General features: G+C 39.8%; 11 protein-coding genes and 1 pseudogene. 6 read left to right on the forward strand and 6 right to left on the reverse strand.

All coding sequences use genetic code 11. The annotated features are described in order from the left end of the window. Window positions 1-195: 195 nt before the first annotated feature. Both C9J38_RS05360 and yhjD read left to right on the forward strand, forming a co-directional pair. Window positions 196-2,388, forward strand: coding sequence for an AsmA family protein (locus tag C9J38_RS05360; RefSeq protein WP_107206184.1), 2,193 nt, complete (start codon window positions 196-198; stop codon window positions 2,386-2,388). Between the two features lie 168 nt (window positions 2,389-2,556). Beyond that, window positions 2,557-3,516: an inner membrane protein YhjD gene (gene yhjD / locus C9J38_RS05365; RefSeq protein WP_107206185.1), complete on the forward strand. Its 960-nt coding sequence runs from the start codon at window positions 2,557-2,559 to the stop codon at window positions 3,514-3,516. Window positions 3,517-3,558: 42 nt separating this feature from the next. Here the strand turns inward: yhjD and C9J38_RS05370 are convergent, their stop codons facing one another. Then, entirely contained in the window at window positions 3,559-3,885 is a 327-nt protein-coding gene (locus C9J38_RS05370; protein WP_107206186.1) for a hypothetical protein, read from the reverse strand. 206 nt (window positions 3,886-4,091) lie between these two features. Here C9J38_RS05370 and C9J38_RS05375 point away from each other — a divergent pair, with 206 nt between their 5' ends. From C9J38_RS05375 to C9J38_RS05390, 4 genes and pseudogenes are all read left to right on the forward strand, one after another. Beyond that, window positions 4,092-5,144 (forward strand): metal-dependent hydrolase, encoded by a 1,053-nt coding sequence (locus tag C9J38_RS05375; RefSeq protein ID WP_107206187.1) that lies wholly within the window; start codon window positions 4,092-4,094, stop codon window positions 5,142-5,144. Window positions 5,145-5,203: 59 nt separating this feature from the next. Beyond that, window positions 5,204-5,615: pseudogene (locus C9J38_RS05380) on the forward strand (anaerobic C4-dicarboxylate transporter family protein); the annotation flags it as partial. 385 nt (window positions 5,616-6,000) lie between these two features. Continuing rightward, window positions 6,001-7,242 carry a cytosine permease gene (codB, locus tag C9J38_RS05385; RefSeq protein ID WP_107206188.1) on the forward strand — a complete coding sequence of 414 codons (1,242 nt, stop codon included), beginning with the start codon at window positions 6,001-6,003 and terminating at the stop codon, window positions 7,240-7,242. Between the two features lie 9 nt (window positions 7,243-7,251). Then, a complete protein-coding gene (locus C9J38_RS05390) occupies window positions 7,252-8,529 on the forward strand; it encodes a cytosine deaminase (RefSeq protein ID WP_107206189.1) in 1,278 nt (425 codons plus the stop codon). Between the two features lie 67 nt (window positions 8,530-8,596). Here C9J38_RS05390 and C9J38_RS05395 read toward each other — a convergent pair whose 3' ends face one another. The 5 genes from C9J38_RS05395 to C9J38_RS05415 form a co-directional block, all read right to left on the reverse strand. Continuing rightward, the gene (locus tag C9J38_RS05395; protein WP_107206190.1) at window positions 8,597-9,031 is read right to left on the reverse strand and encodes a phosphate-starvation-inducible protein PsiE; all 435 of its coding nucleotides are present in this window, start codon (window positions 9,029-9,031) and stop codon (window positions 8,597-8,599) included. A gap of 154 nt (window positions 9,032-9,185) precedes the next feature. Beyond that, window positions 9,186-9,791, reverse strand: coding sequence for a cob(I)yrinic acid a,c-diamide adenosyltransferase (cobO, locus tag C9J38_RS05400; protein WP_107206191.1), 606 nt, complete (start codon window positions 9,789-9,791; stop codon window positions 9,186-9,188). Window positions 9,792-9,800: 9 nt separating this feature from the next. Further along, window positions 9,801-10,628 carry an adenosylcobinamide-GDP ribazoletransferase gene (locus tag C9J38_RS05405; RefSeq protein ID WP_107206192.1) on the reverse strand — a complete coding sequence of 276 codons (828 nt, stop codon included), beginning with the start codon at window positions 10,626-10,628 and terminating at the stop codon, window positions 9,801-9,803. Then, on the reverse strand, window positions 10,625-11,653 hold the full coding sequence (gene cobT / locus C9J38_RS05410; protein ID WP_107206193.1) for a nicotinate-nucleotide--dimethylbenzimidazole phosphoribosyltransferase: 1,029 nt from the start codon (window positions 11,651-11,653) through the stop codon (window positions 10,625-10,627). The genes C9J38_RS05405 and cobT overlap by 4 nt, the downstream gene beginning before the upstream one ends. Window positions 11,654-11,813: 160 nt before the next feature. Next, a complete protein-coding gene (locus C9J38_RS05415) occupies window positions 11,814-13,370 on the reverse strand; it encodes a SulP family inorganic anion transporter (RefSeq protein WP_107206194.1) in 1,557 nt (518 codons plus the stop codon). Window positions 13,371-13,534: the final 164 nt, after the last annotated feature.

Genomic DNA, 13,534 nt, shown 5'->3' on the forward strand with positions numbered 1-13,534 from the left:
TCCATAGTGATTGCCTTTTTGTTATGTGTGATATTTTATCGCCTGATGGTATTACTATGATGTTTAGGGCGAAACTATCATTATAAATCATTGTCATAACGCAGAGCTTAATAACATTAAGCTTATATTTTAATTGTTTATATTTCTTATGCAGATTCCTCATCGTGATAATGGGTGCAAGGGAAAGAGGGTAGTATGAAAAAATTACTGTATGTTTTAATCGGTATTATTATCGTCGTTGTACTTGGGATCACAGCCCTTGTCACGTTAGTCAATCCCAATCAGTTTAAAGCTGTGATTGCAGAGCAAGTAAAAAAGCAAACAGGGCGTGAGTTGGATATTCGCGGCGATATTAACTGGCGTTTTTTCCCAACATTAGGCTTAAGTGTGGGGGAAACAACGTTAAATAACCCTCAAGGCTTTGCTCAGCCAAACCTGATTCAATTTAAGCAAGCTGAGTTGTCTGTTTCCGTATTACCGCTTTTATCTCATGAGCTTGATATTGGTAAAGTGCGTTTAGATGGTGCGCATGTTTTTGTGCAAACATTGAAAGATGGTCGTAGTAATTTAGATGGCTTAACTGAAAAGTCATCAACTAAAGAAGTGAATGACTCTACATCATCAAAAGCTAATAAAGATGCTGTTAGTAATGTTCAGGATGAGAAGTCAACGGCATCAAAGGTAACGACACAACCGTGGAAAATATCTCTTGCTGGGGTTGAACTTATCAATGCTAGTGTTGATATTATAAATGACAAAACCGGTTCGAATATCGCGTTAAATAAGGTGAATTTCACCTTAGATAAACTGACACCAAATACATGGACGAAAGCGACATTTGATATTTCGGGCAGTGCAAATGCGCTAAAATTTGCAGCTAAAGGCAGTACCGAGTTGAATCTGTCTTCTGCATATCAATTGGCTGAATTAAAAAATCTAGATGTATCTCTGACGGCCCAAGATGGAAAAACAGAGATAAAACATGCTCAAGTAACGCTGGATCATTTTCAGTATGGTCAATGGGCAACGGTTAATTTAAATATAGATGGTCAATTACCTGAGTTGGCTTTTGTTACCAAAGGGCAGACCCAGTTTAAATTATCGTCGGATAGAAATATTCTAACGTTAGAGAATCTTTCAATAGATAATGCATTGTCAGGAAAAGCGTTACCTCGCCCTAAGATGCAGGTAAACATAAAAACCAATGCTAGTTATGATATAACGACAAAAACAGCGACGTTATCAAAACTCAATGCAAATGCAGATGAACTAGCGTTAATGGGAGATGTATCTTTTATCAACCGTGATGTTCCTGTGATCCGTTTTAATTTATCTAGCGATAATATTAATCTTGATAACTGGCTAAACAAGCAGCACGGCCAGGTTTCATCGGAAAAGCCTGCAGTATCAGATCAAGCTGCGAATAACACATCAACCGAAGTTGCTGCGTCAACGTCACAACAAACCTCTTCACCATCGGTATCAAATACTTCCTCTGCAATACAAGAGCCGGATCTTTCAGTACTAAAAGGTATTGATGTTTACGGAACGATAATGGCGAAAAAGTTCACTATCTCACATGCACACTTGTCTGATGTGAAACTGTCGGTTGTCATTCAAAATGGGATTGCAAAGTTAAATTCGTTCACGGCAAATTTATATAAAGGCACTGTGAGTGGAACAGCACAATTGAACGTTAATACACCTTTGGCTAGCTATCAATTACATAATCAAATAAAAGGCGTTGAAATCCAGCCATTATTGGAAGATGTTGCTAATAATAAGCAGTTAGCAGGACGTGCAAATATTATCGCCAATCTTGCAGGTAAAGGCTTATCTTCACAACATTTGAAAAATAACAGTACAGGTACGATTAATGTGAATTTAACCGATGGCGCTGTTTATGGAGTGAATATATCAGAGATGATCCGTTCAGCAAAAGCCCGTCTAAAAGGTGAAAAGTTATCTGATAGTCAGAAGCAAAAGAAAACAGATTTTTCTTCTTTAACGGCATTGTTGCAATTAGGGCAAGGCCAAGCAAAGGTTGATAATCTTCATCTAGTTTCACCATTACTTGATATCAATGGTCGTGGTATGACGGATTTAAATAATGAGTCATTAAATTTTTCTGTTGATACTGCTATTGTAGCAAGTGGTAAAGGGTTAGATGAATTGAAAGGGATTACTGTTCCTATTAAAATAAAAGGCACATGGCAGCAGCCTAAATACCAATTAGATTTAAAAAATCTCTTTAAGCAAAATAGCGAATTAGAGCAAAAAGCGAAGAAAGAGCTAAACCGAGGTCTTGAAAAGCTATTGGGTGATAAAGCCAAAGACGAAAAGATTAAAAATGTAGCGGATCAATTGCTTAAAGGTTTGTTTAATTAACAATATTTTTATATTGGTCACGTTATTATTGAAAAGGTTTGCTTATTAAGGCAAGCCTTTTCTATTTTATATGTATTTGATACTAAAAAGTAAATGGCGACTTTATAGTAAGACGGTGAGCAGTGATTACTGTCACTTGATAAATGAATGACGCCATGATGATGAATTATGATAGATAAACCGACGTCGACAGATGAAAAAACAACCTTGATGTCAAAAGTAATGGCGATTGTTACTTTTGTGGTCGATAAAATAAAAGCCTTGCCTCCTATTGATCACTTGATCCGTGCTGCGGATCGCTTTAATGATCGTTTGGGGAGTCAGTTTGGTGCAGCAATCACTTATTTCTCTTTTTTATCCCTTATCCCTATTTTAATGGTGTTGTTTGCAGCAGCGGGTTTTATATTGGCCTCTAATGCCTCATTACTAAATAGCATTATTGATAAAATAGTTGCAGGTGTTACTGATCCAAGCTTAGCAACGACATTAAAAAACACTGTTAATATTGCTATTAGTCAGCGTACAACTGTCGGTTTAAGTGGTTTAGCCATTGCTTTGTATTCTGGTATTAGTTGGATGGGGAATTTACGTGAAGCCATTCGAGCACAAACCCGTGATGTATGGGAACGCAAACCTGAAGATAAAGATCATTTTTTACTGCAATATGTGAAAGATTTTGTCGCACTGACTGGGTTAGTGGGCGCATTAATTTTTACTGTTGTACTAACGTCAGTGGCAGGCTCTGCACAAGCAACAATTGTTAATGCGCTAGGTTTAGAAAATATTACTTGGTTACGCCCTGCTCTTACCGCAACAGCTTTAACAATATCGATCTGTGCTAACTATCTTATGTTTTTATGGATCTTTTGGATGTTACCTAAGCGTCGTTTTAATCGTAGGGCACTGATGAAAGGAACATTACTTGCCGCGATAGGCTTTGAAGCAATTAAGTTTGCTATGACATTCATGTTACCTAAACTGGCAAGCTCACCATCAGGTGCCGCGTTTGGTTCAATTATAGGCTTAATGGCATTTTTCTATTTCTTTGCGCGTTTGACATTATTTTGTGCCGCTTGGATTGCGACAGCGAATGAACATCGTATTACGCCGATCACTGATGAAGAATAACGGCTTTATTCTGTGATGAATACAAGAAAGGATGACGCTATGTCATCCTTTTTTATTACATTGTGCAATATTGAGTTGTTTTAGGAAATGACTGATTTGGCTAACTTGAAGACCAATTCTTGGTTCAATGAACTTACGGCGGATCATGGCATAGCTGACTGTTGCAGTAGCGATGGCAATAAAGGCATTGATATTGAGTATAAGTAAAACAAGGCTAACAATACCAATATATGCGATGCTATAGCCGAACACTTGGTTTTCATTATGTTGTAGATGGATGCCACAGCTCTCACAGGTAAAAGAGAGGGTATCTTGGTTGAGTGTTGGTACTGAGGTTTTATGCTGACAGCAAGGACAAGTTTTTTTCATTTTATTACCTTTAATAGACTGACAACGCCAGATATGCGAACTACATCCCTGTCTATATCAGTAGTGTCATATTACTGAAGGTAGAAGTACCGTTTGACTGCGTAATGTAATAACTTTGTCATGGTATAGTTAACTGATTAATATATTAATAATGATTATGTATTTATATTTCATGCTAGATATGAAGCTAAATACAAGGAGTGTATGTGGATTCAATAACTCAAGCTGCACTAGGGGCATCTGTTGCAGCGGTTGTGGCAGGACGCCACTGTAAGCCTAAAACATTATTGATTGGTGCTGCGTTAGGGACGTTACCTGATTTAGATGTTTTTATTGATTATGGTGATCCTATTTCAGATACGGTGAAGCATCGTGGCTTTAGCCATTCACTTTTTGTGTTGTTACCGTTCTCTTTATTACTCACTACATTATGGCATCACTATCGACCTACGGTATTATCATTTGGTCGATTATGGCTCTTAGTTGCCGCATGTTTGATCACTCATCCATTACTTGATTCATTTACTACCTATGGCACGCAACTGTTTTGGCCTTTAGATAACAGCGTTGCGGTATCGAGTCTTTTTATTATCGATCCACTCTATACATTGCCTTTGCTTATCATGCTGATTGCAAGCTTGATGTGGCGAGAGAAAATGGCAAAACTCTGTAGTATTGGACTAATCGTTTCAACGATTTACTTAGCATGGTCAGTCGTTGCTTATAAGGTTATTGAGCACCGTATTGAACAAGAGTTAAAGCATACTCCGTTAGCCAATCAGCCCATTTTTATCAGTCCAACCCCGTTTAATACGGTACTTTGGCGGTTTATTATTCTTGATGATGATAAATATTATGAAGGCTTTTCATCTTTGCTCGATCCAAAATATGATGATGGTTACCCTATACAATGGGTGCAACGAGAGCGAGGCAGGTTACCGTTAAAACAGCCCTCAGAGCATGTTGCAATGCTAACTAAGTTTGCTAGTGATTTTGTTCAGTATCAAACGATTGATGATCAATTAGTGGTGACAGATCTGCGGTTAGGATTAATCGAATATTTGCCATTTCGTTTTATCGTTGCCAAGCAGTCACCGCAGCAAGGTTGGCAATTAATAGCACCGATAAAAATGGAGGAGCGAAAAGTGCAACCCAAACACCTTTCTGCATTATGGTTACGGCTATTAGGCAGCCAAGATGTGAATGCCGATCTATGCCAGATCAATGAATGCCCCAGTAACACTGTTATAAAAACGTAACTATAACGTTTCTTTCACTGTTTTCTTATGTGTTTATGTAGTAATGCTAATCGGCTTTTTTCGCTGTGCGAGTTACAGAGCGTATTCTACGTAGCAATCCAAAGCGTGTGACTATCGTAGGTCTATTAGTCTCTTACGTGATGACATTCATGCTAGGTATTGGTTACGCAGTGTACTCATTATGCCAATCATTGGTGATGTTGCCTTGAAAGATGGCATTCGTCCTGAGCGACCTTGGTCGGTACGTTATTACTGTCACTGCATAGCTTGCGTCGAGGTAAAGAAATCGCTGATGATCCTGAGTATCAACGTCGTTTAAACGATCCTGTTTGGCGCGATCAAATTCTTCATACGACTTCAACATCATTAAATGAAGAGTTACCTAAAACTGCAATGCATGCGGTGATACTGTTTATTTTAGCGTTAATCATGATTGTCATTGTCGCGATAGTGTCGGAAATTCGCACTATTGGTGTTGTATCAGCTTACTGTATTGGTTATGCCATTGCACAAGTGCTTATTTAATAAGAGGTTATGATATTTTAAAGGTATCCGATGGGTCCCTTTTTTTATTAAAGATTGCCTTAAAATATTACCGCTGAATTATGGATTCCCATGAAGCATGATTAATTTGTAAATTGAATAATTAATGTTGAGCTGATAATTAAGTGTTTCAAATTGTACGATCTAATTCTTATGTTTTGTATTTAACTTTTTGTATTTAAATGTTTTTATTGTTTATTAGTTATTTTTCGATTGTTTGTTTGAATTTATTGTTCTTGATTGCTTTTTTATTATCAGCATAATGCGCGCCGTTTAACTTGGATTTACGAATTTATTCATATCGGAGATGAAAATGGCTGCTGATAATAATTACAGTTTAGGGCCTGTACCCCTTACTGCTCGAAAGGGTGTCGCTTCACTGACAATGGTCATGTTAGGTCTCACTTTTTTCTCCGCCAGTATGTGGACAGGTGGTTCACTTGGTACTGGACTTTCATTTGACGACTTCTTCCTTGCTGTTCTCATCGGCAATCTTATCCTCGGTATTTACACTTCTTTTCTTGGCTATATCGGTGCTTCCACTGGACTCTCTACTCATCTTCTTGCTCGTTTTTCTTTTGGTACTAAAGGCTCATGGCTACCGTCTGCATTGCTTGGCGGTACACAAGTTGGCTGGTTCGGTGTGGGGGTTGCAATGTTTGCGATCCCTGTTCATAAAGCCACTGGCATTGATACCAATGTATTAATTGTCGTATCCGGTATATTGATGACGGTTACTGTGTACTTTGGTATGTCGGCATTAATGATCCTATCAGCCATTGCCGTACCTGCAATTGCAGTGTTAGGTAGTTATTCTGTGGCTGGGGCTGTTGAAAGTATTGGTGGTGTTGATCAATTAAAGATGATGAAGCCTGTCGATCCTATCGATTTTCCGGTTGCACTGGCGATGGTTGTTGGCTCGTTTGTGAGTGCGGGAACGTTAACTGCAGATTTTGTTCGCTTTGGTAAGAAGCCTAAATCAGCAGTACTCGTGACCATGGTTGCTTTCTTCTTAGGTAATTCTCTGATGTTTATCTTTGGCGCAGCAGGTGCTGCAGTAACAGGGCATTCTGATATTTCTGAAGTGATGATTGCACAAGGGTTGTTGATCCCTGCCATTATCGTATTAGGTCTTAATATTTGGACGACTAATGATAATGCGCTTTATGCTTCAGGTTTAGGCTTTGCAAATATCACTGGATTGCCGAGTAAGTATTTGTCAGTCGTGAATGGTTTGATCGGCACACTTTGTGCGCTATGGCTTTATAACAATTTTGTGGGTTGGCTAACATTCCTATCCTTAGCGATTCCACCGATTGGCGGCGTGATCATTGCGGATTTCTTTATCAATCGTAAGCGCTACCAAGATTTTACTAAAGCAGAGTTTAAAACGGTTAATTGGGCTGGCATGTTAGCGATTACTGTCGGTGTTGCGGCAGGGCATTTCTTGCCAGGTATCGTACCTGTGAATGCGGTGTTAGGTGGTGCGATAAGCTACGTGCTATTAAACACAGTAATGAATAAAAAGACACATGCAGTAAAGCAAGTGGCGTAAGGGAAAATGATGACAAGTTTATTGATTAATAATGCGACGTTGCAAAATGAAGCAGGCTTAAAGCAAATTCTGATTGAGAATGGTGTTTTTACACAAATTGTAGATAACCATACCATCACAGATCACCAAGGTGAGACGCTAGATGCTGCTGGTGGCTTAGTGGTAACGCCATTTTGTGAGCCACATATTCATTTAGATACCACGCAAACAGCAGGTGAGCCGAGCTGGAATATTTCAGGCACCTTATTCGAGGGCATTGAGCGTTGGGCTGAGCGTAAGCAGTTACTTTCGATTGAAGATGTAAAAACACGTGCTAAGCAGACCTTGAAGTGGCAAATCGCTAACGGTGTTCAGCATGTACGTACTCATGTGGATGTTTCCGATCCGACGTTGATTGCATTAAAAGCGATGCTTGAAGTTCGTGAAGAAATGAAGCCTTGGGTGGATATTCAGATTGTCGCTTTCCCACAAGAAGGGATTTTGTCTTACCCCAACGGTAAAGAGCTACTTGAACAAGCAGTACAACTTGGTGCTGATGTTATCGGTGCTATTCCACACTTTGAATTTACTCGTGAATACGGTGTGGAATCGCTGCATTACGTGTTTGAATTAGCACGTAAGTATGATCGATTGATCGATGTGCATTGTGATGAAATTGATGATGAACAGTCACGTTTTGTTGAAACAGTAGCCGCACTGGCACATAAATATAATATGGGCGAGAAAGTCACAGCAAGCCATACCACTGCAATGGGATCTTATAATGGTGCTTACGCATCACGCTTGTTCCGCTTATTACGTATGTCAGGGATTAACTTTGTTGCTAACCCATTAGTGAATATTCACCTACAAGGGCGTTTTGATGATTATCCTAAACGTCGTGGTGTAACACGTGTTAAAGAGATGCTAGGGGCTGATATCAACGTATGCTTTGGTCATGATGATGTGTTTGATCCTTGGTATCCGCTAGGTACAGCCAACATGCTACAAGTGCTTCACATGGGTCTGCATGTATGCCAAGTGATGGGTTATGATCAAATCAATCAATCGTTAGATTTGATCAGCAAAAACTCAGCACGTACCTTAAACATTCAAGATAATTACGGCATTGAAGTGGGTAAGCCGGGCAGTTTATTGGTTTTACCTGCAGAGAATGGTTTTGATGCGGTGCGTCGCCAAGTGCCAGTTCAATACTCAGTGCGTCACGGTAAAGTGATCGCCCAAACTCAACCTGCAGAAACGCAAATTCATTTAGATGAAACAGAACGTGTTACCTTTAAACGCTAATTAGTTTAAAAGATAGCAATAGAGAAAAGGCACGATAGAGTGCCTTTTTGATATTTAAATCATAATATTAGCTATCTGCTTGTTTTTTGCTTGGATCCTCTGGCGTGTCATAAGGCCAGTAATGATGACCGATACGAATAAGTACTGTTGCTGCAGCTAAAACAAATGCAGCTAACGATAGCCAAATAATAACCGTGCCATCTAACTCTTTCATTCCCAGGGTGATGTAGCGAGCAATCGCCATTATTGCAATATAGATAGGATAACGAACTGGAATTTTACCATTAACAACAAATTGTTGAACCATGGCTAATATTTCCAAATAGATGAACATTAAAAGAATGTCCGTTAGTAGAATATTTCTCTCTACGATGACATGTATAAATTCATTAAACATGGCAACGACGGTAGAAAGTGTTATCCCCACCAAAAGAATGGCTTCTAAGGTATGAAATATTTTAAGAAAAGGTTTGCTAAACGCTTTTGGTAAATGGGACGGCATAATTGCTCCAAAAATAGCATTACTGGCTGATAAGCATGTGGCTATTATATGAAGCTATAGACTCTGTGATAGTAATAAATGTAAAAAATTAATTGGTTGTTGGTTATTTAGCCATTAAAAGTAAGGTTTATTACTTTTAATGGCTTATTCGCATTTACCAATCAATCCCTTTTCGCGCTTTTATTCCGCTTTCAAAGGCATGCTTAACATTACGCACTTCTGAGACAGTATCGGCAATTTCGAGTAATTGTCGGTGTGCAGCTCGTCCTGTAATGATCACCGATTGTGTTGTAGGACGCTTTTCTATAGCCTCAATTACGTCATCTAACGCAATATAATCATAGGTAATCATATAAGTCAGCTCATCGAGTAATACAACATCATAGCTATCATCAGCTAGCATTGCTTTACATTGTTGCCATGTTTCTTTTGCAGCGGCGGTATCGGCTGCTTTATTTTGGGTTTCCCATGTAAATCCAGTCGCCATGACTGCAAAGTTGACACCGTGTTGCGCTAGTAAATTACGCTCACCACAATCCCATGTGCCTTTTATAAATTGTCCGACACCACAGCGCTGACCATGACCGACGGCTCGCGCAATCATGCCAAACCCTGAAGTAGATTTTCCTTTACCATTGCCAGTGATTACCAGAACCAGTCCTTTTTCGTGTTGGGCGGCATCAATACGAGCATCGACTTGCTCTTTTAATTTTTGCTGACGCGCCTTATGGCGATCATCCTTGTTGGTTGTATCTATCATCTGAAATCCTTAAAAATGATAATGGTTCGCAAAGGTTAATAATGTCAGGTATCCGGCTATCTCTGCAAGTTGTTGTGTCGCTCCTAAACAATCACCGGTATATCCACCGAGTTGATGGTTGAACCAATAGCCACAACTTTGGCGAATCAAGATGGTTGTTATAAGACAACTTAATGCAAGAGATAGCGGTAATATTGAAAGTACTAGTATTGCTGTTGTTAGTAAGATCCCAATATCGAGTAAAGATTGCTGATTGGCTAAAGGTTTAACCTTACTATCCTGATCTGCGCGAACATAAGGGTAAGAGAAGATAATACTTGCTGCAGCGACTCGGCTTATACAATGAATAACAATGAAGGCATAAACAGGGAAGTAGAGGTTTATATCAGCCAATGAGACCAGTGCAATCCATTTTAAACCCAATGCCATGACTAGTGCAGAAGCGCCATATGTACCTAGGCGAGAATCTTTCATTATGTTGAGCTTTGATTCAACCGTCCAACCACCACCAAAGCCGTCAAATACATCAGCCAGTCCATCTTCATGGAAAGCTCCCGTGATTAACAGACCTGAAATCATTGCAATACCAATCGCAATTGTAGCGGGAAAAAGCAGAATAAATAATAGGTATATTAAGCTACATATTGCTCCCACAATAAGACCAATAACACCAAAGTAGCGATTGGCATGATTTAATCGCTCAGTACTAAATGGAGTACTGGTTGGTATAGGAATACGAGTGAAAAAGGCTAATGCGACTAAAAAGAGTTGCCATTGATATCGATAGCCACTTTCCGTTAGTGATGCTTTGCTCTGTGTTTGATGATCGGTGCTCACACAGTAACTCCTGCATCATCAAAACTCGCCATATCATTGTAAAAGGCACACGCAGCTTTAATTAAAGGCAATGCTAATACAGCACCAGTCCCTTCACCTAAACGTAAGCCTAAGTTAAGTAATGGCGAGGCATTAAGATGTTGAAGCATACGATGATGTCCGGCTTCCTCTGAATGATGACAGAAAACAAGGTAATCGATAACATTAGGGTTAATTGCAACAGCCAGCAAGGCTGCTGCTGTTACAATGAAGCCATCAACCAATACAATCATTCGGTTTTCAGCCGCTTGTAGTATACCGCCTGTGATTTGTGCAACTTCAAACCCACCAACAGCGGATAACACTTTTAACGGATCGCCTGTCGCACTATAGTGATGTTTGCAGGCAAGACGAATAAGCGCTAATTTTTTTTGATATTGGCTGTCATCAATACCTGTACCATGTCCTGTGCATGCATCAGCAGGAAGATTAAGCAGCAATGCCATAATTGCGGCAGCACTACTGGTATTGCCTATCCCCATTTCCCCAAACGCAACAAGGTTGGTACCTGATTGATGCAGCGAATCAACAACGCTCGCTCCTGCGGATATTCCTTGTTTCACGGTATCAAGCGACATTGCATTCTGAGTGGTAAAATCTTGAGTGCCTTTGCCTAATGGCTGTCTGATTAAATCTGGATGGTCATTAACATCGCCTAAAATCCCAGCGTCAACAATTTTAAGCGCCATATTATTGCTATGACAAAAACAGTTCGCTGCCGCACCGCCGGCTAAAAAATTATGGACCATTTGGGTGGTGACTTCTGCGGGCGCAATACTTATTCCATGTTGTGAAATGCCATGATCTGCCGCGAAAATAAGTAGATGAGGATTATCGATGGTCAGTCTATCGCTTTGTTGTATTAATGCGAGTTGTTCAGCAAGTGGTTCTAATTGGCCTAACGCACCAATGGGCTTCGTTTTATTATCAATGCGTTTTTTAATGTGGACAGATTGAGTTTTATCTACAGGATAAATGGTAAACACAGTGCGAATCCTTTGCCGAATGTTTGAAATATTAATCACTTAATACAGTGATTGTTTCAGAAAACCTGACATAAGGGGAGCCGGAATGAGAAAAACAAACGTAAAATATGATCTACAGGTAGAAAAAAGCCCACCTTGTCAGTGGGCTTGTTAATATCTCTTAGCCGAGTACGTCAGAAGCAACTTTATAGGTTGGATCTTCAAGAACGTTCACTTCAACCAACGTTCCTGCTTTTTTCAGCAGCTTACTGCACTCAGGGCTTAAGTGACGCAAATGAATAGTTTTATTACGATTAGCATAACGTTCTGCAATCGTATCTATCGCTTCGATAGCGGAATGATCGGCAACACGTGATTTAGCAAAATCAATGATCACTTCTTTTGGATCATTTTGAGCATCAAATAACTCAAGAAAATGTGATACTGAACCAAAGAAAAGTGGACCATTTACTTGGTAAACTTTTGCACCATTATCATCAATGTGGCTTGCGGCATAAATTTCTTTAGCGTGATTCCAAGCAAATACGAGTGCAGAGTAAATAACACCGACAAGTACAGCAACCGCGAGATCTGCAATTACCGTCACGCAAGTTACTAAGATAATGGTAAAGAAATCGTGCTTTGGCACTTTACGCATCATTTTGAAACTTGCCCATTCAAACGTCCCGATCACAACCATAAACATTACGCCAACAAGCGCAGCAAGTGGGATCATTTCTATAAATGATGAACCGAATAAGATGAACAGTAGAAGGCCAATGGCTGCTGTAATACCGGATAAACGACCACGACCACCTGAGTTAATATTGATCATGGATTGACCAATCATGGCACAACCGCCCATCGCACCGAATACTGAACAAGTAACGTTTGCAACACCTTGACCAACACACTCACGGTTACCATGACCACGTGTATTTGTCATTTCATCAATCACAGTTAGCGTTAGTAATGATTCGATTAAACCAACCGCAGCAAGGATTAATGAGTAAGGCAAAATAATTTTTAGGGTTTCTAGGTTAAAGCCAACATCCGGTAAAGCGAATGTTGGTAAAGAGCCTGCCAGTGTTGCATTTGCGTCACCACTCATGGTACGAACAAAATCGACGACAGTGCGAGAGTCTAAACCTAAGACATGAACTAATGCTGTAACAGTTAAAATGGCAACAAGTGAAGAGGGAACTGCTTTAGTTAGTTTTGGTAAAAAATGAATGATAAACATGGTTAACGCAACCAAGCCTAACATGATGTAAAGCTGTGTGCCGTGCATCCATTCTAAGCCACCATTAAGAGCCGGAACTTTGAACTGACCTAACTGAGCTAAGAAAATTACAATCGCAAGACCGTTAACAAAACCGATCATGACAGGGTGAGGAACCATTCGAATAAATTTACCAAGACGGAACACCCCCGCTAGGATCTGAAGTAAACCTGCAAGCATGACGGCAGCAAAAAGATATTGAATACCGTGCTGGGCAACAAGGCTAACCATCACAACGGCCATTGCACCTGTAGCACCAGAAATCATACCTGGGCGACCACCGAAAACGGCAGTAATTAAACCGACAATGAAGGCTGCGTATAAGCCAACCATCGGGTCAACGCCAGCAACGAATGCGAAAGCAACGGCTTCAGGAACCAGTGCAAGTGCAACGGTTAAACCTGAAAGTACGTCGTTCTTGACGGATTGATGAGTTTTTTGGGGAAAATCTAACATGTTAGTTGAGGATTCTTCTATTATTTGCTGTATTTAAAGCGCATTTTGGTTAACAGAATGCTACAGAAAGTTGTAATTAGCTTCAACTTTTGTTGGCTAATAACGGCATTTACTCCGCTTACAAGTGAAAAATTAGAGCTATATGTAATTATTAAACATAAAGT

It is taken from the genome of Photobacterium sp. GB-210 (genome assembly GCF_003026075.1).
GTDB lineage: Bacteria > Pseudomonadota > Gammaproteobacteria > Enterobacterales > Vibrionaceae > Photobacterium.

Bases quoted from the DNA above. Each gene is read 5' to 3' on its own strand.
- C9J38_RS05360 (WP_107206184.1), top strand. From the start codon at position 196: ATGAAAAAATTACTGTATGTTTTAATCGGTATTATTATCGTCGTTGTA.
- yhjD (WP_107206185.1), top strand. From the start codon at position 2,557: ATGATAGATAAACCGACGTCGACAGATGAAAAAACAACCTTGATGTCA.
- C9J38_RS05370 (WP_107206186.1), bottom strand. From the start codon at position 3,885: ATGAAAAAAACTTGTCCTTGCTGTCAGCATAAAACCTCAGTACCAACA.
- codB (WP_107206188.1), top strand. From the start codon at position 6,001: ATGGCTGCTGATAATAATTACAGTTTAGGGCCTGTACCCCTTACTGCT.
- C9J38_RS05390 (WP_107206189.1), top strand. From the start codon at position 7,252: ATGACAAGTTTATTGATTAATAATGCGACGTTGCAAAATGAAGCAGGC.
- C9J38_RS05395 (WP_107206190.1), bottom strand. From the start codon at position 9,031: ATGCCGTCCCATTTACCAAAAGCGTTTAGCAAACCTTTTCTTAAAATA.
- cobO (WP_107206191.1), bottom strand. From the start codon at position 9,791: ATGATAGATACAACCAACAAGGATGATCGCCATAAGGCGCGTCAGCAA.
- C9J38_RS05415 (WP_107206194.1), bottom strand. From the start codon at position 13,370: ATGTTAGATTTTCCCCAAAAAACTCATCAATCCGTCAAGAACGACGTA.